Below are 17,577 nucleotides of genomic sequence, written 5' to 3' on the forward strand. Positions count from 1 at the left end.
CCGTCTTTTCAGGGAGAAGAGTGGCGTGGCCGATCTTTACAAACAGATCAAGTATGAGAGCAACGAGCGCCTGCTCGCTGAAGCCAGGAGCTCTTCTTGGAATTGTCCATTCTTCTTTTCCTGAATCCCAGGGAATCCCGATCCAGATCACGGCTTGAGGCAACCGGCCATCAAAACGTAAAAGTGTTTGAAAACAGCATGATGGCCTGGCCTTATATGCGGAGGTGATAAAATGAGACTCGTGGTATCCTGCCGTCAATCAGGATTTTAAGCAACAACTGAAAAAATAAGTCAGGATGAAACAAAAGTGGTGTAATCAATCAAAACTGAACCTGAGCATTGACATCATCATGTTATTACTGCTCATGCCCTTGGCGGGAATCGGCTTCCTGATAAAATATGTTCTGATCCCCGGTATTCAGCGGAACGAACGCTACGGGGCTGGTGTTGAACTGGAATTTTGGGGACTAACACGTCACCAATGGGGATCCATTCACCTGATCATCAGTATCGTTTTCCTCGTTCTTTTACTTCTTCACATTATTCTGCATTGGAAAATGATCGTTGGGATCTTCAAACGGATGTTTCCTGATAAAGCTTTATGTGCAATATCGGCCACACTGATTGCCGGTACCGGTCTTCTCATGATTGTATTTCCTCTTTTTGTGAAACCGGAGATCGTTACAAGGAAATCGTTACATCTGAACAGAAAAATCAAACAGGAAACTCTCCAAATCGCGTCACCAGGAGAAATCCGTAAAGAAGTGTCAAAAGAAGCTGACAAGGATGTAGTGGTTTCCCCCCGGGCGGGACTGAATAAACCGAAACAGACTCTATCCGGAACTGAATTTGTCGACCTTGAAATCAACGGAAGGCAAACCCTACAGTTTGTTGCCAACAAATTCGGCATACCGGTGGAAAAAGTTGCAGCCGATCTCAACATCCCTTCAGAGCGGTCCGGTGAGAGACTCGGCAGGTTACGGAGACAGTATGCCTTTACCATGAACGACGTGCGCAAAAGCATTCTGAAAAATAAAGAATAGGCCGGATTACGCGATTTGTTAACCGGTGTGGTTAGATACCTTTAAGCAGCTACCACAATGGTTACGGTATGATAAGTTGATTTGAATTGAATTGGAATAGCTGTTTGATTCAGGCTGTTCGCTATCATCTTATAATGAGCGTATACCATTTACTGCCGTGATTTCTGGATAGCTTCCTCTTTTCACTTATGCAAATATCGAGGAAATGCATAGATCCAATTCATGACAGGGGCTTGATGTTGAGCCATTCTGTCACCTCGCCGGATAATATTCCCCAAAGTGATGTGGAGCACAATTCTCATTGAGAGTTCGCTGAGATGGAACCGCACCATGAAGATTTGATTAGTCAACCCTATTAGTAGCAAGCTGTTATCCAATATTCATATCTTTCCAATTACCTCTAACCAGGCCTCCGTGATAACAAATAATCTCTTCAATTTCATAAGTGAATAGATTCTTGACAGACTCTTTGGCTTTATCTGCATCATAGGCAAACTGAGGGTAGGGAATAACAAGCTGTTCATTTACCAGTACTAAGGCATCTCCGGCAATAAGTGTTTTTTTCTCTTTGACATAAAGTGATATGTGTCCCTCAGTGTGTCCAGGAGTAGAAATAATCTCTATGCCTGAGCCAATAGGCAGGATCTGGTGATTTTCCAGGATATCATTTACCTCTACTGCCTCAACACTTTCCAGCGTCTTATGAAATTTAAGAGCCTCTGCCTTATCACCATCAGATAAAGTCGGATATATTTTTTCAGCTTGTTCCAATCGTAAGGATTTTTTCTGCTTTTCAATATATCTTTTCATTGCCGTCCGATAAAAACTGATTTTAATTTTGCTTGACTTCCAACCGTCATATTATCAGACATGTTTTTTTAGTTTTCTATTATTCTCAAAAGTAAGCCCCCCTGAAAAGGGTGAGCATCCCTAAATTCTTGTCATCCCGTTGCCAGTCTCGTTCCGGATTTTCTAAAAATCTCATCAAATGCAAGTAATTGAACAGGTGTATCCTGCAAAATGATACCAGGTTCGAGAATGCCCAGCGCCGTTTCAACCGCTTTTGAACAACCGTGAGCAAGAGGTTCACGATCAAGGCGCAATATATCTGTGTTTTTATCGCGTTCTCGTTGTCCCCGAGGAAGTACTTCAAGGGGAAGTTACCTTTTAACTGACTGAACAGCAATTCAATTTGCCATCTAATCTTGTAAAGGGCGGCTATCATGTCGGGACGAAGGTCGAACAGGTTGGTGAGGAACTCGAACTTGCGTTTCAACACCCTGTCGTAGAACACCACCTTGCGCAACATCAGCTTGCCCTGCCCATTGTCCTCCTTGACGGTCACCTCTATGATGGTGTCCTCCAGCACGCCGCTATGAATGCATTCTTCAACGTGAAGCTCTTGTTCCACCTTGTAAACGGCGTCGTCCTTGATGCGGGTGACGAAGCCGGCCCCCTTCTTGCCGAACAGCTTGAAGGCCTTGTAGTCGTTGTATCCCTTGTCGAAGACGTAAATGGTGTTGTCGTCGGGGCTGAGTTTCTTCAACAGCGCGTGGTCGTGCGTGGCGGCGGACGTGAACCATACCATCTTGGGAACGGGCTCGTCCACATTGATGACGGTGTGCACCTTGATCCCCCCTTTGCGTTTACCGTTAGAGGGTGTTCTGCCGACGCACTTCAGGATGTCCTGAAACAAGCTGATGACCGTGCTGTCGAAGATCTCGACCTGCTTGTTCAACACGGCCTTGAACCGGGTGTCCGAGATCACGTGTTGATACTCGCGGAGCAAATCGTGATACACGCCCGAGAAGAAATCAACACTCCGGCGCTTGTTGGCGTCCGACAATGTGCTCCTGTAGGGTATGTGGCCGAGTTAGAAATGCCTGGTCTTGCCTGAAAGACCGAGCATTGCGCCCGCCACCTCTCGCAGGGAGGAGCATTTGGCGAAAACACAAAATAACATGCTTATGAGGTGATCCTTGGCCATGAAACGTTTCACGTAATGATCAGCCTTGTGGCGTTTGCTGTTTCGAGCGATGATTCCTGAATCTATCATAGATATGAGCTGTCCGAAAACCGATTGTCCGAAAAAATAAGTACTTTTGTTCATTGTAGTCTTGTTTTGTGCTAAATACAAAGCTACAATTATTAGTACGATGGGCAAACTCAGATTTGCCCTCGTACTTCTTCAGAAAAAAGTTTTATCGGACAACAGTGATATCTTTTTTCAATATCGGATGCCATTACTTTGATCTGGGGCCTAAGTTCAACTTAGAAGTGCAACATCCACGTGTTGTTTTTTGAAATGATTCTTCACAACAATCATGAAAAACACCGGGGGGGTTTGCCTAACGGCCGGGGGCGCGCAAGCCCCCGAAGAGAGTCGGACAGCAACATAAAAGAAAAAGGAGACCGAAGTCTCCCTAAAATTAACTATTATGTTGCTTATGAAAAAATACAAACAGTTAACTTCAGAACAAAGGTACGCGATTTATTTAGGTTTAGAAAACGGTGACACCCAGCGGACGATCGCGAGCTTGATAGGTGTCAGTCCTTCAGCGGTGTCCAGGGAGTTGCAGCGCAACAAGGACAAGCGCGGGGGCTACTCGTGGCGACTGGCCCACGAGATGGCGATGGAGAGAAGGGAACGCCTGCCCGGCAACCGGTCCACCCCGGAATGGATCAAACAAAAGGTGATCCGGCTCGTGCGCAAGGACTGGTCGCCCGGGCAAATCAGCGGACACCTGAGAAAGAAGGAGAATATCCGGGTCTCCCACGAGACCATCTACAAGTGGATCCGGGAGGACAAGAAGGCCGGGGGCGACCTTTACAAGCATTGCCGTCACAGGCTCAAGCACCGCAAGAGACCGGTGGGCTCCGTTAGAGGCATCCCCAACCGCAGGAGCATCCGGGAAAGGCCCGTGGAGGCCGACGGGAAGCGCTTCGGCGACTTCGAGATGGACACGATGATAGGGGCCGACCAGTCGGAGGCGATACTGACGGTGACGGAAAGGAAGACGAACCTCGTGATGATCGGGGAACTGCCCCGCGGAAGGGACTCGAAAGGGTTGGCCAAGGTGCTGTGCCGCATGTTGCTACCCTACAAGGACGTGATAAGGACGATCACCACGGACAACGGCTTGGAGTTCGCGGCGCACGAACGGATCACGGAGATGCTGGAAGCCCCGGTGTACTTCACCGACCCCTATTCGGCATGGCAAAAAGGATCGATCGAAAACGCGAACAAGCTCATCCGGCAATACATCCTCAAGGGGGCGTCCTTCAAGAACTGAAATTCCCGCTTTTTTCTAACCAGATTATTGTCAATCACACGTAATTTACTGATAAATAGTGAAAATATTTTGGAAAACCCTTGTTTTTCTCAAACAATATGGTTACATTTGTAACCATATTGAAGATTCATTGTCATGGGAAAAAGGGTCATCGAGATCAAGGCGAAGAATGGAACGGTATATCTCTACGAGGATGAGTCATACTGGGACAGGGAAAAGGGTTACTCAACGCACAAGCGCACCTGTATTGGCAAGAAGGGGGCAGATGGTGAGGCTATTTACAACACTTACTATAGGAACCGGGAAAAGATGCATCAACTAGCCGCAGAGGTAAAGAAGCCCAACGAGGTATCCAACACCACATTCGTTGGAGAGACGATGATACTTGACAAGGTGACCCGGGATACTGGTGTTTCACGCGTTTTGACCGAGAGCTTCGGGGAAAATGATGCCCGCAAGATCATCGCGTTGTCTTACTACCAGATATGTCGGGGGAAGGCATTGAGCAACGCGGAAGACTGGTTGGAGCAGCGCGGTTTGGGGAATATGGGGTTGAGTTCACAAAGGGTATCCGAATTGCTCGAGAGATTGAAGCAAGACAAGGTGAGCACGTTCTTTCAACTCTGGGCGGGGGAACACGCGGAAAAAGGGAGCCAGCTATTCGATTTGACCAGCGTGAGTACCTACGGCAAACGAAACCCTTACGCGGAGTACGGGTACAACAGGGATAGGGAAAACCTCGAGCAAATCAACCTGGCACTGCTGACCTCGTGTGGGAGCGGGCTGCCTATGTGGTACCAGGTGCTCCCCGGGAGCATGTCCGACAAGGTGATCCTGGATCAGGTGTTGTCGATGATGAAGAAGATGGAAGTCCCAAGGTTTACCTTCGTGGGTGATCGCGGTTTTTATAGTGACTACAACCTTGAGCTGTTGTCACGCGAGGGCTACAAGTTCACCATCCCGGTGCCGTCCAATGTCGCATGGCAAAAGAAATTGATCGCGGAACATCGCGACACACTTGTGCGCCCGGGGAACCTGATCGAGCAAAATGGGAGTATCATGTACGGGAAGACCATCTACAAGACTACCTCTGCTCATGGCAGAACCTGGTATCACCTGTATTTTGACCCCGCGAGAAAAGACAAGATCATAGCCTCTTTCATGCAAAAGCTAAGGGCTTTGAAAGATGAGCTGGAAGCAGACAAGCTTGTAGAATCACACCGGACGATGTATGAGCGTTACTTCATCGTCAAGGAGACCCCCGTTCGGGGCCGGTCGGTGAATTATAACGATGAGGCGATACAGGAGTTCATCAACAGTGACAGTTGTTACTGGGTACTGATCTCTACCTCAGCCAAAACGGCGGTTCAGGCACTGGAACAATACCGGGAGAGAAACGGTGTGGAATTGTACTTCGATGATGAGAAGAATCTCCTGGACTTGAGACGCCTGAAGAACCATAGCGAGCAGACGATCAAGGGTAAAATTTTCGTGACCTTCATCTCTCTGATCATCCTTGCAAGGTTACGAAAAATGGTGGGCCAGATTGACAAGAAGAAACGCAAACACTGGTCTGAACAAGATATGTTGCGCAAGGTGGAAACTTATGCAAGGGTTCACTTCGAGGGAAAATACAAGGATGTGTACTCCACACCCACCGCGGCTCAGCGACTAGTCTTCGACCTCCTGGAGATACCATACACCTTCAAGGGTAAGGAAAGAACATCGGGAAGAGAGCTGTAAATATGGTTACAAAAGCACGGGATTTTCGGTCAAGAACTATCCACCCGACAGATTGAAGCGGATACAGCACAGGCTGAATGAAAGACCGAGGAAAAAATTGGACTTTAACACACCCAAAGTTGAGTTTTACAAACAATTAATGTAAATTGCACTTGCTGCTTGACTCTGCCGGATATCTCCTTTTAAACTCCGCTAACGATCCAGTATGATCAAAATCGTGATGCGTTATGATGATATGTGTTAGCTTATCCAGTTTGATCTCATTCTGTTTTGATGCCTCCTCAAACAGTTCAATCTGATGAGGATACCCTGCATCAACCAGGAGCATATTTTCTTTATCCTGAATAATAACAGGATATATGGCCTGCGATGTACCATCATGCTCAAAGCTTATATCTAAAATATCTATTCTCATCCTGAACGCAAAGATAACTACTCTTTTGTTATCCCGACAATATCCGTTCTTCCCCTGCTTACCTGTTCCAGCTCTTCCAGATCGGGACCGGCAAGCAGGTGGAAGAGACGACTGTTTTCCCACTCCTTCACTTCAGTTCTTCAAGATGTTGGATGATGCAGAGAACTCCGGCGATCTCGCCGCTTCATTTGAACTCTTCTTGTCTGGAATCTTATGACATATCACCGAGAAAATTGTAACTTCGCGATCCAAATAAAAGAATCTGTGAAAGAGATATTGGAGTTATCGGAAAGAAACCGGCAGCGTGCCTGGGAGATTATCCGGGATACCGATCTCATCGGCATCTGGGAGTCGGTAGGAGCTACCGTTAACATTGTAGGATCGCTGAAGTTGAATCTGATGGTGAAACATTGTGATATTGATATGCATATCTATACAGATTCCCTTCGTGTATCCGATAGCTTCGCAGCAATAGCCAGACTGGCAGAGCATCCCTCCATCAGGAGGATTGAATATGCCAATCTGCTTAACGTTGAAGATGCCTGTCTAGAATGGCATGCTTGGTATGAAGACCTTGATGGCAAAATGTGGCATATCGACATGATCCATATCGTAAAAGGTTCCCGCTACGATGGTTATTTTGAGGTGGTGAGCGACCGAATTTTGGCCGTGCTGACCGAAGAGCAGCGTAATACGATATTGCGACTGAAATTTGAGACTCCAGACAATGAGAAGATCATGGGTATTGAATATTACCGCGCAGTCATCACCGGGGGGGTAAGAAGTTACGACGAGCTGCTCCGTTACAGACATGAGAATCCCGTGCCTGGTATATTGGAGTGGATGCCGTAGAGGGTCTATTTCAGCCTGATCAGCGACTGTTCAATCTCATTACGCAGCTCCTGTGGAGTCGCCCTGTTTCTGCCAACCTCCTTTAAAGCCTGTACGATTGCATCCCGCTCGATGCTCCAACGGAACCAGCCCAACGCCTCGGCCAGGACAATCCTTACTTCAGTATCATCGTTCTGATCCTTCAGTACCGTCAGGAGAGCGGAAACCTGCTGGTGGTTGTTGTAGTTGCGCAACATCCGGATGGCTGAGATCCGATCTTTCGGCGCAGCCTCCTTGTCCTGTATCACAGTCAGAGAGCGGTCGTACCGTTTCGCCTGCCCCTCAAAATAGCTGGTCATCTTCCCTGCAACCTCATCGGGTTGTGTCAGGTTTGAGGCAACCGTCTGGCGGGCAATCTCCTCCCGGATCTTCTCCAGGTTGAACATCGGGAGTGATCCCTGTGCAGCATACTGAACCCGTTGACTTTCATCTGCGAAGAGCACTGTCTCCACCAAAGGGGCGATCAGTCGATCATCGCCGTGATAACCGGCAAAACGGGCACCGTTACGGCGGATCAGTTCATAGGGGTCATCCAATGCCAGCAACAACGCCTCGGTGAGATAGTTGCCGGAAGAGTAAAGAATCCGTTGCAATGCCTGCATCCGGACACTGTAGTAGGGGTTTTCTTTCAGATGGCGAAGCAGCAGTTCTGGATATCCTTTGGGTGAGCTGTAGGAGAGCATCTTCAGGGCAATTGCCTGCAGGTTGGGGTTGTCACTCTGCAGGTACTCCTGCCATACCTTGCTCTTGTGGCGGTTCAAGGCCAGGTCGCGGTTCAGTTTCCGGCTCAAGGCCAACGGATCACCACCATCGGTGGCCGGGAGGAGCCGGTAGGTGGGATCGCCTATCAGGTGTGACTCGATCCACTGGAGCTCCCGCTGCCAGAATCCGATACGTGCTCCTTCGGCCAGCATGCCTATCAGCTCCATCGACCATTTGTCCTGAAGCACATTGACGGTGTTGCCTTGTGTCACCACCGTCTTGCCGTCGGTGAAGATATGATAGCCGGCCACATAACCCGGTTGGTGGAAGGAGCCGTTATAACAGGCATCGAAGATGGTGATGCGGGGTTGGGGCTGCAGTTTCCGGATATCGGCAAGCACAATGTTGATGTCGGCAGCCAGTAGCGAGTCGCCCACACGGGTACTGTCGAGCCGTTCGGACGAGAAGAAGTCGGGCAACAGGGCATATTCGCTCAATACCCGCTTCGCAAATGTCTCTCTCCGTTCACCGCTGTAACGACGATAACTGTTCCGGAGCGAAGCCGAGAGAATTTCCAGGGGACCCGTTGTTCCCTCACGTCCCATGCCCAGCAGATTGGGAGCAGGATACGGGCCGTTGATATACTGGGTGTCGAAGGCGCCATGTTCGTGGAATACAAAGATGTCGGTCCCGGGCGACTGTAGTCGCTCAAAGAGCTTGTATTTCATGAAGGGGGCCTGCCTGAAGTTGTAGAAGGCGTTGCCCTCGGCCGTACGGAATGCGCCGGGGAACAGCTCCTTGATTGCAAACTGCTGGTTGTGCCAGGTAGTGAGGCAGTCTGAGTTGTATCCGTGGCCGTTGAAAAACCGGACCCTGTCGGCATAATTGACCTCTCGGTGGGCCTCCACCACCTTGCGAAGATATCGCCTCAGCAGCTCGTAGACATCCTCTCCCATATCGACGGGTGGGAGCATGCGGGCGGAGTAGAATTCACTCTGTACTACCTGTGGTGAGCTTTCAGTCAACTCGTAATAGAAATGGCGGGGATTTTTCTCGTCAATGCTGAGAAAACGGAACTCCAGATCCAGATCATCGTAGAAACGATCGCTGGTTACCGACGACTCCTCAATGGGAAACTCCTTCTCGTTCATCTTGAAGGCGGTGGTGCCATGCTGAAAGTTACGCAGACGCACTACGGGGATGTCGCCAACAAAGACGGCCCCCTCCATCACCGGTTTCCGGCGGTAGATCTGCCTGATCTCCTCCCGCAACTTCAAGGGATTGTCCCAGTTGCCGATCATGATGACAACTCCCAGTCCCTCCTCCTCCAGAACAGCCTTGTAGGCCATCACCTCCTCGGTGGCCTCCTCAAAGCTCCTGGAGTCGATAACAACCAGAAAGCGGCTCTCGAACTTCCCGCTTTCGGGTATGATCCGGTCTGCCGCCATGGTAAGGAGGGTGGCAAGCAGGTAGAATATGGCTATGGTTTTGATCTTCTTCATATAGATGTTCGCTATTGCATAAAATGTTCTAATCGCGCAATACTCTTGTTGATCTCATTGCTCAATTGTTGAGAGGCTTGCGGTTGTGCGGCCACCTCCCTGAGTGCGGCCACGATCTCCTCCCTGCGGTAGGAGTTGTTGAACCAGCCGAGTGCTTCGGCAAGCGCCACGCGCAACGAAGCATCTTCACTCGTATCGGTCAGCACCTGGAGATAATCACCCACCTGCTTGTGGTAGTTGTTATTGCGCAGCATTCTTGCTGCAGATATTCTGCTCTTCAACGGCTTCTCCCTGTTGGTGACGTCGTTGGCCATCGCCGCTATCCGCTTGCGGGAGGCGAAGATGTGTTGGAACTCTTCCCATACCTTTTCTTTGTCTGGATAGGAGATGTTCTGATCAAGCTGTCGTTTCATCTCTGCTTCCATCGCATCGAAATCCATCCGGTCGAAGGTGAAGGTGACATTGAAATGGACCCGTTCATCAAGATAATTGTCGAGGTAGATTTTCACCAGATAGGGAATAAAGTGGTCGGAACCGATGGCGCCCATGGCATATACCGATTTGCGACGGATAAACTCGTAGGGGTCATTAATCGACTTCTCCAGCAGTTGTGCAAAATGGTCACCGCCGTAGAGCTGGAGCAGTAGAAAAGCCTGCAGCCGTACCGAGTAGTAGGGCGACTCGTTATAGGCTTTGGTAAGAAATTCAGCCATCCCGGGATACCCCAGGTCGGAAAGTTTATGCAGCGCCAGTCCCTTCAGATCGGGATGATCTGCTTTGTTGTATAATGCCAGCCAGTAGGCAGTGTCTGTAGTGCGAAGGTCTACCTGATCGGCAACATCGCCTGCAAAACGGAAGGTGGGGTCTCCAATGATGTGTGACTCCAGGATGTTGATCTCGCGGGCCCATTCACCTATCCGAAAACCAAGTCCCAGCAGACCCAACAGGTCGGTTGAACTCTTGTCCTGCAATACGTTGACACTGTTGGCGAAGGTGGCCAGCGTCTTGCCGTCGGCGAAGATGTACTCGCCGGCTATATAGCGCTCTTCACGGAAATCACCATTGTAGCAGGCGTCGAAGATCACCATCCGGGCATTGGGCGAGATGAGCGGCACATCGTCCAGGACGATGCCGGTCTGCAGATCGAGAAGCGAATCGGCTACCCGCTGTTTCGGATCATCTGCCCCTGCAAACCAGAGAGTATCTATCCGGTAAAGCTCCATCCAGGTCTGTTTCAGTTTTTCCTGCTGCTGGACATCCCCGGCACGACGGAGAGCCTGCCGGAAGAGGCGTCGTCCCGCCTCCATCTGCTCCTCGCTCTCCTTGGTATGCGGCAGTGCTGTAAGGTATTGCCTGTCGGGCGTTCCATGCTCGTGGAAAAGCATCAGGTCCAAATCCATCCGTCGAAGTTGCTCGGTTACCAGCTCCTTCATATAGGGGTACATGTTGAAAAAGAGAAACTTTGCGGAACTTTTGTTGCGGAAGGCGGCCGGAATCTGCTCCCGCATCATCATCCCCTGGTTGCGCCATGCAGTAAGGCTGTTTGAGAAGGAACCCTCGCCAGTATAGGCGACAACCACATCGAGCGGATTCTGCTGCTCCCGTTCGAGAAGTAGTTTCCGGAAATAGCTTCGTATCTGTTGATACCCCTCTTCTCCCTGTCGCGTCGGTTTCAGTCGCCCGCTGTAGATATCACTCTGGATATACTGGGGAGAGTCTCCCCGCAGTGAATAGTAGTGGAGCAGCGGCTCCTCCTCATCACTTCCGAGGTCGTCGAACCGTAGGTCGAAATCGTCGTAAAAGCGGTCGGAAGGTACCGACGAGTCACGTTTGGGGAACCGCTCCTGATCCATCTTGAAGGCGGAAGTGAGATGCTGCGCATCGCGGATCATCGGTACCGGAATCTGTCCGATCAAGATCGCTCCTTCCAGCTGATGATGTAGATAGAGATGGTGCAGCTGTTGCCTCAGCTCATCGGGCTGTTTCCACTCCCCGGAAAGGAGTGATGGCGAAAAGCCTTCCCGTTCCAGGAGTGTGCTGTAGGCATCGATCTCCGCCTTGCAGGCGGTATAGGTGGATTGATCCACCACGATGGCAAAACCTTTGCCTGCAGCTTCTACCCCGTAAGTGAGCAGCAAGGAAAAAGCTGTCAGAAATATCAATTTTCGAACCATATTCAATTTAATTATCAAAAGGTGAGCCCAATACCTAAGCGGGCAATCAGCCTTGTATCATCACTTTCGGTCGGTTTATAATAATCGGCAGTCACTTTCACGTAGGCACCGCCGCCCCTTTGGGCTAAAAGGCCGGTAAAATAGCTGATGGAGGCTCCCACCTTATAGTAGTCCTGTTTCAAATAGTCTGCCTCGGGATTCATGAAATCGGTAATGACGATCGATCCGGGGTCGACACCACCATAGTGATACTCCCCTTTCCGGTTCATTTTCCGGACGAGGTCGGCACCCAGCACCCAACGGGAGTTTCCACCTGTGGAAAGATTGAATTTAGCATCTGCTCCCAGGTAGAGATCACTGATCTTCAGGTATGAGGCTGGCATGATATAGTTGTCGTCCGTTACGGTGTAGAGTGCATATATACCTGCTTTCCAGCTGTACTCCCGAACCGCGTTGCGGAAGAGGTCGTACGACAGGCGGTAGCTGTCGCGCCGATAGGTAGAGCGGATGCTGCTGTAGAGATCCACCCACTGTTGTACTTCATAACTGTTGTCCAGCACCTGTACAAACTCGATGCCATCTGTCCGGCTACTGCGGTAGATGAAGTCTACCCTGTTCAGGTTGACCCCCTCGTGCAGCAGTGCTGCATGTCCATAGAGCACCTGCTGACGTATGGTACCCTCCTTGCGGGGTTTGGTGATATCCCTCACCGCCTCTTCCACACGGTAGCCGTAGCCACCCTCGGCAAAAAGGCGAAAAGCTTGCTGTTGCCAACCGTACTGCAGGCCGAAACCCACCTTGTTGGCATCGTAGATAAAGCTACCCAGCGATTGCAGACCGCCGATCACGGCAGTATAGTGATTCCCCAATCCCCGCATCACGAACACATTCTGGTTTACTTGGGTGTCACTGTTGCTATGTGCCCGGGTCTCCTGGATCATGTTCTCGTACTCCAGATTTATACCCACACGATGGGATCCGAAGATGCCAGCGATACCCGGCTTCACGTTAATGGAATAGAGGTAGAGCTCCGAACGGGGATCCATCTGCTTGGCTCCCGTCTCCGCTTTATATGCAGCCTGTATACCCAGCAGATAGTGATTGGCCAGTGGGCGGGATGATACCTTCATCTGCAGGTTGTAATGCTGCTTTTTCCATTCACTCGGGTTGGGATCTACCGGATAGTAAGGTACTCCCCGGTAAGGATCGAGCATCGCCGTATTGAAACGGGTATCCTTCTCGGTTTCGTTAGCATAGGCAAACCGGCCCCAGGCATAGATGCCACCGATCTGTTGACCACCCTCGGTGACCACATCGAGTTGTCGCTCCTTTTCTCCCTGTTGCACCCTCTTGAAGGTTCCGTCGGTTGTCTGGTAACCAGCCTCCAGGAGGCCGTATTTACCGAGGCTGTCGAGGCCGATACCGGCACCGTTGTCGCTCTCCAACCATGTGGAGCGAGCCTTGCTCAGTTCTATGGTGAGTGGTGATACTTGGGCCTTGATGCAGGGGGCCAACTGAAGGGCTACAGCCGCCAGCAACAGCCCTTTGATGTATTGTATGTTATTTCTCTTCATAATCGTTCCTCTTTTTGCTATTTCCAGGTGTTCCAGGCGGGGGCTTTAGCGTCGTAGCGCCTGATCATTGGCGGATCCATCACCTCAAAGTCGTCGGTGCTGTTGTTGGTATCCTGCAGGATCACACGTCCGTCGGGATGTGTCTCCTTCACTTTTCTGGCCACGCTTACTCCAAGGTAGGTGCCGTTGACGGTAGCTGCACCGGCATCCAGGATGGCGGGCATCCGTTTCAGTTCCATCTGGTTGGGGTTGCCTACATTCTCCAGTGCGTCCACCACCGATTCGATCGGTACTCTGTAGGTCTTTGTCGTGGTTCCTACCGGGCTCACCACTTCGGTTGGACTGTTGGGATCGATCGGTTCGGAGGGCACGAAGAGTATGAATGCTCCTCCGAAGACGGTGGTCAGCCACTGTGCGACGGGCGAGGGCCAGAAGGCCATCTTCATGTTGATGGCCGGGTTATCCTGGATCAGCGAGGTGGTCTGTACCAGTGTCTCAAATTCGGCACTCAGCAGGTTGACGGGTGCGGAGGGGTTGAGGTTCTCCTTCCTGTGGTCATCAGCCATCTGGGCGATAATGATCGATTCGCCCGGCTGAAGTGGAAAATCGGCCGTGTCTGGTACCTGCCAGATCTGCAGGGCATAGACGTACTTGTCGGCATCGGGACCATCATATACAGGCATATTTGCAGTGGCGGTTAGGGGATTGATGATGGCAATGGCCAGGCCGCGGACATTCTGCTCGAGATCGCTGTTGTTGTAGATCTCATAAAACTGGTCGCGGAAATAGGAGCCGCCGCTGGGGGTTCTCGATCCGCAGTAGTAGACCTCCTTGAAAAGGAGTGCGCCGGACTTGGCTGCCCCCACCTCCACAGTGATGGTTTCCATATCCTTTGTTATCCCCACGTTCACCACATTTCCGTTGTAATTGTACGAAAATCCATCTTCGCTTTTCGCGGCACTCACCGTTACGGTGTAGATGCCAGGGATGATATTCTCTACAGTGACCGGCTGATTGGGTGTCATGGTGGTGGAGAGCTCATATCGTTCGGCAAAATTGACCAGCTTTACCTGTAACTGGTCGGGTATCGGCGCATCGCCCACGTTGAGATTCACCTCAATGGTGGCGCGCAACGGAACCATCTTCTCCGCATCGGAGACACTCTGAAACTGCTCGCAAGAGAGTAGCAGTGTCAGCAGTAGGAAGAGACTGTATCTGTTGATTTTCTTCTTCATATGATTTTCGGATTTTAATCTTTTCTATCTATGGTTGTAAATCGCGCTGGGAAATTCCACTCCTCCCTACAACTGGAGTGCCAGTTCAAAGCCGAAGTAGAGGGGAATATTTAACCGTGTGAATGAGCCAGGTGTACGTTTACTCTCATAGAGCGGTCTGTTGTTGAACATGTTGTTGGCGTAGAAACTGGCCTTCAGGTTGCGGCCAATCTCCTTGGTCAGATGGAAGTTGATCAGCAGCACGGGGAAATAGGACTCCGTGATAAAACGGGTGGGACTCCTTACTTGTTTGAGATAGGCAAATTCGGGATCATTATACATCGATTCATTGAAAGGCTTTACTGAGCCATCTACACGCGAGATATAGGATACCAGAATGGAGTCGTTTCCGTAGGTGGTCCAGTACTTGTTCAGCCAGCTCACCTGTGCAGTGGTGGTCACCACAAACCCAATTGAGGGGATGTTGTGGGTGGCCCTGAGGGTGGTGGTGAAGCGCTCCCGCTCATATTTCTCTGCCCCCTTCTCGTAGATGCCGACGTTCCGTTCCAGGTTGTTCAGGTTCTTCTGGTTGCTGAAGGAGTGGCCGTCGTTCCAATCGGTCGACCGCATATAGGCTCCGTTCAGTACGAAGGAGGTCCGGATGGCGTTGATCCTGCCGAAGTCGAAATCGAATTCCACGCCCCGGTTATGCGACCGTCCGTCGTTGGTGGGTGTGGCAAAGGAGACAAAAATATTGTGACGCTCCTTCTCCTTCAGGGTGGGGATGGTGCCAGGGTTGGCCTCCGCCTGTTCGTAGATGATATATTCGAGCAGCCTGTAGGAGTCGATGGTGGTAGCCAAATTATATCCATTTTTCAACTGCTCGTCGTATGCGGTGACCGAGAATCGCATCTTTTTCACCATCAGGTCGAGTCCGATCTCCGCTTTCCGGTTTGCCGCGATTTTCAGATCGCGGTTCTCGGTGTTGAAAACCCGGGTAGTGGCCAGGAAAAGTTGTTCATCCTGGGGTACGGATGAGGAGTTGAGCGTATTGAAGTGTACCAGGTCGAAGTAGGCATTTTCAGGATAGAGGTAGAGGGCCGTCGGGGCCTTGGCGGTAATGCCGTATCCTCCTCTCAGCCACAGCTTCTGCGGCAAGATGTCGAATGAGAGGTTGGAGCGGGGTGTGACGATGCTCTTTCCGTTGACCAGGTCGTAGCGGGCACCCGCCTGAACCATCAGCTCATGTTTACCCATGATCCAGTTGAGATTCTCTTCGGCATAGAGCGACAACTGGTTGATAAAAGGTATCTCGGAATATTTTCTGGGACGGGGTGAAGAGTTCTCAGAACTGAGCACTCTATATGGCGGATTGTTGGGGTCATATACCTTGCCATCGCCCAGGTTGCCGTCGCTCTTGAAGTTGGCTCCGACCAGGATCCGGTTATTGATATTGCCCACGCTCTTGGTTAAAGTGGCATTCAGGTTGGCGAAGATATTTACCTCCTTGCCGTAGATGTCGTATTGGCTGTAGTATTCGTTGGGGAGGTAGGTGGCAATAAGATCTTTTTCCGAAGGAGGAATATTGGTCAGTTCATTTCCTTGGTCGTCAAATACTTGCTGTCCAGGTCGGTTGCTTAGGACCGCCTTGTCGGTTTTCGACATCGAATAGGCAGCGAATGCATTGCCCAGCAACTCTTTCTGGTAGGAGTGCTTGTCGCGGTAGCTGCCCGAGAGGGTATACTTCACGTTGTTCAGCCATCCCTTTCGGATGTTGAGGGTTCCGTTGGTGTTGAGGCGCAGGCCAAGGTCGCGAGCTCCGGTCTCCAGTTGGCTGCGGGCATCGTCGGGATTCTTCTCGCGGGTATCCTTGCCGAGTGAGAGATCGAGCGAGGTGGTGCTGAAAAGCTTGTTGAACTGGTTGGAATAGATGCTCCGGGCTGTTGCACGCTGATAATAGGCATATGACTCCTTGGCATCCTTTATGCTGTAGGCATAATCACCGCTTATATTCAGGTTTCCTCTCTCTTTGCCCAGATTCACTCCCTTGCTGACGGAGGCCTGGTAGATGTAGGGATCTGTCTTCAGGCGTACAGTAAGTGGCTCACGTCCGGCTTTCGATCTGATAATCACAGCGCCGGAGGTGAGATCGCCATGCTCCACCGAAGGGATACCTCTGATTACTTCTACCGACTCGATATTGTCGGTGGAGATACTGCGGATATCCAGCCCGGAGTTGGGTGACGAGCCACCGCCAATAGCAGCACCACTGCCGCTGATGGCGGGCGAGAGGGTTTGCAGGTTGGCGTTGTTGGATAGGGGAGCTCCATCGATCACGATAGCGGTACCCATACTGTTCATGTTGGCTGCATCGGTGGGTATCGGTACGCCCTGGTTAACCGGATTGGCTCCCAGACTACGAATATTGAAGGTCTTGGCCGTAGCCAGTCCGCTCTGGTAGGAGGTGACTCCGCCCGGAAGCAGTTGCATGATATCGCTCAATGAACTGGTTTGCAGGTGGTCCATCGCCTGTCGTGAGATGGTGGAGGCTGTGGCTCTACCCGCTTTGCTCTCCTTGGCCACCACCGTGATTTCGGTGAGACGGAAGGTACTCTCCTGCATCTGGAGTGAAAGAGACAGGTTTTGCCCGGCAGCCAGCGTGAAGGTGGTATCGATCGGTTCCATTCCCAGGAAATCGATCCTTATGTTTATCCGCCCGGGCGATAACTTGTCGAAAAAGAATTCTCCCCTGCTATTGGTCGCGGTGGCAGCCCCTTGCGGCAGCACTTGCACCGTGGCAAACTCAACTGGTACGGAGGGATTGTTCAACTCCGTTACCCGGCCTCTCAAGGAAGCGGTTGTCTCCTGAGCCATCAACTGCGTTGTAGTAACCATCCACAACCCCAATATGGCTATCCCGAAAAGAAGAGGTCTCCTCCTCGAAGTGATGAATTTGAGATGCTGATCACTGTTCATACGTTATCTTCTTAATTTCTTAATAATGTGATTACAAAAAATGGAGAAAT

At 50.8% G+C, this 17,577-nt stretch carries 12 protein-coding genes and 1 pseudogene; 4 read left to right on the forward strand and 9 right to left on the reverse strand.

Translation table 11 applies throughout. The features are described 5' to 3' along the window. Positions 1-296 precede the first annotated feature (296 nt). Positions 297-1,043: a DUF4405 domain-containing protein gene (locus tag ING2E5A_RS04660; protein WP_071136402.1), complete on the forward strand. Its 747-nt coding sequence runs from the start codon at positions 297-299 to the stop codon at positions 1,041-1,043. Positions 1,044-1,412: 369 nt separating this feature from the next. Here ING2E5A_RS04660 and ING2E5A_RS04665 read toward each other — a convergent pair whose 3' ends face one another. The 3 genes from ING2E5A_RS04665 to ING2E5A_RS15580 form a co-directional block, all read right to left on the reverse strand. Then, positions 1,413-1,853, reverse strand: a complete 441-nt coding sequence (locus tag ING2E5A_RS04665) for an MBL fold metallo-hydrolase (protein ID WP_071136403.1) — start codon at positions 1,851-1,853, stop codon at positions 1,413-1,415. Positions 1,854-1,938: 85 nt separating this feature from the next. Next, complete coding sequence (locus ING2E5A_RS04670) at positions 1,939-2,889, reverse strand: IS4 family transposase (protein ID WP_197678523.1); 951 nt, start codon at positions 2,887-2,889, stop codon at positions 1,939-1,941. A gap of 27 nt (positions 2,890-2,916) precedes the next feature. After that, positions 2,917-3,153, reverse strand: coding sequence for a DUF4372 domain-containing protein (locus ING2E5A_RS15580; protein WP_197678524.1), 237 nt, complete (start codon positions 3,151-3,153; stop codon positions 2,917-2,919). Positions 3,154-3,490: 337 nt separating this feature from the next. Here ING2E5A_RS15580 and ING2E5A_RS04675 point away from each other — a divergent pair. Both ING2E5A_RS04675 and ING2E5A_RS04680 read left to right on the forward strand, forming a co-directional pair. Further along, a pseudogene (locus ING2E5A_RS04675) lies at positions 3,491-4,333 on the forward strand (IS30 family transposase); the annotation flags it as partial. A gap of 138 nt (positions 4,334-4,471) precedes the next feature. Continuing rightward, positions 4,472-6,079 (forward strand): IS1634 family transposase, encoded by a 1,608-nt coding sequence (locus tag ING2E5A_RS04680; RefSeq protein WP_071136405.1) that lies wholly within the window; start codon positions 4,472-4,474, stop codon positions 6,077-6,079. 136 nt (positions 6,080-6,215) lie between these two features. On the opposite strand, the gene ING2E5A_RS04685 is transcribed toward ING2E5A_RS04680, so the two are convergent. After that, entirely contained in the window at positions 6,216-6,494 is a 279-nt protein-coding gene (locus ING2E5A_RS04685) for an MBL fold metallo-hydrolase (RefSeq protein ID WP_071136406.1), read from the reverse strand. A gap of 264 nt (positions 6,495-6,758) precedes the next feature. On the opposite strand from ING2E5A_RS04685, the gene ING2E5A_RS04690 reads away from it, so the two are divergent. Next, the gene (locus ING2E5A_RS04690; protein WP_071136407.1) at positions 6,759-7,346 is read left to right on the forward strand and encodes a hypothetical protein; all 588 of its coding nucleotides are present in this window, start codon (positions 6,759-6,761) and stop codon (positions 7,344-7,346) included. Positions 7,347-7,351: 5 nt separating this feature from the next. On the opposite strand, the gene ING2E5A_RS04695 is transcribed toward ING2E5A_RS04690, so the two are convergent. The 5 genes from ING2E5A_RS04695 to ING2E5A_RS04715 all read right to left on the reverse strand — a co-directional run bounded on the left by ING2E5A_RS04695 (position 7,352) and on the right by ING2E5A_RS04715 (position 17,527). After that, entirely contained in the window at positions 7,352-9,589 is a 2,238-nt protein-coding gene (locus ING2E5A_RS04695; RefSeq protein WP_071136408.1) for a HEAT repeat domain-containing protein, read from the reverse strand. An 11-nt stretch (positions 9,590-9,600) separates the two neighbouring features. Beyond that, entirely contained in the window at positions 9,601-11,763 is a 2,163-nt protein-coding gene (locus tag ING2E5A_RS04700; protein WP_071136409.1) for a HEAT repeat domain-containing protein, read from the reverse strand. Between the two features lie 14 nt (positions 11,764-11,777). Then, positions 11,778-13,337, reverse strand: a complete 1,560-nt coding sequence (locus tag ING2E5A_RS04705) for a DUF6850 family outer membrane beta-barrel protein (protein ID WP_071136410.1) — start codon at positions 13,335-13,337, stop codon at positions 11,778-11,780. A gap of 17 nt (positions 13,338-13,354) precedes the next feature. After that, positions 13,355-14,572, reverse strand: coding sequence for a DUF4876 domain-containing protein (locus ING2E5A_RS04710; protein ID WP_071136411.1), 1,218 nt, complete (start codon positions 14,570-14,572; stop codon positions 13,355-13,357). A 66-nt stretch (positions 14,573-14,638) separates the two neighbouring features. Continuing rightward, a complete protein-coding gene (locus ING2E5A_RS04715) occupies positions 14,639-17,527 on the reverse strand; it encodes a TonB-dependent receptor (protein ID WP_071136412.1) in 2,889 nt (962 codons plus the stop codon). Positions 17,528-17,577 lie beyond the last annotated feature (50 nt).

This window comes from Petrimonas mucosa, from assembly GCF_900095795.1.
Classification (GTDB): domain Bacteria; phylum Bacteroidota; class Bacteroidia; order Bacteroidales; family Dysgonomonadaceae; genus Petrimonas; species Petrimonas mucosa.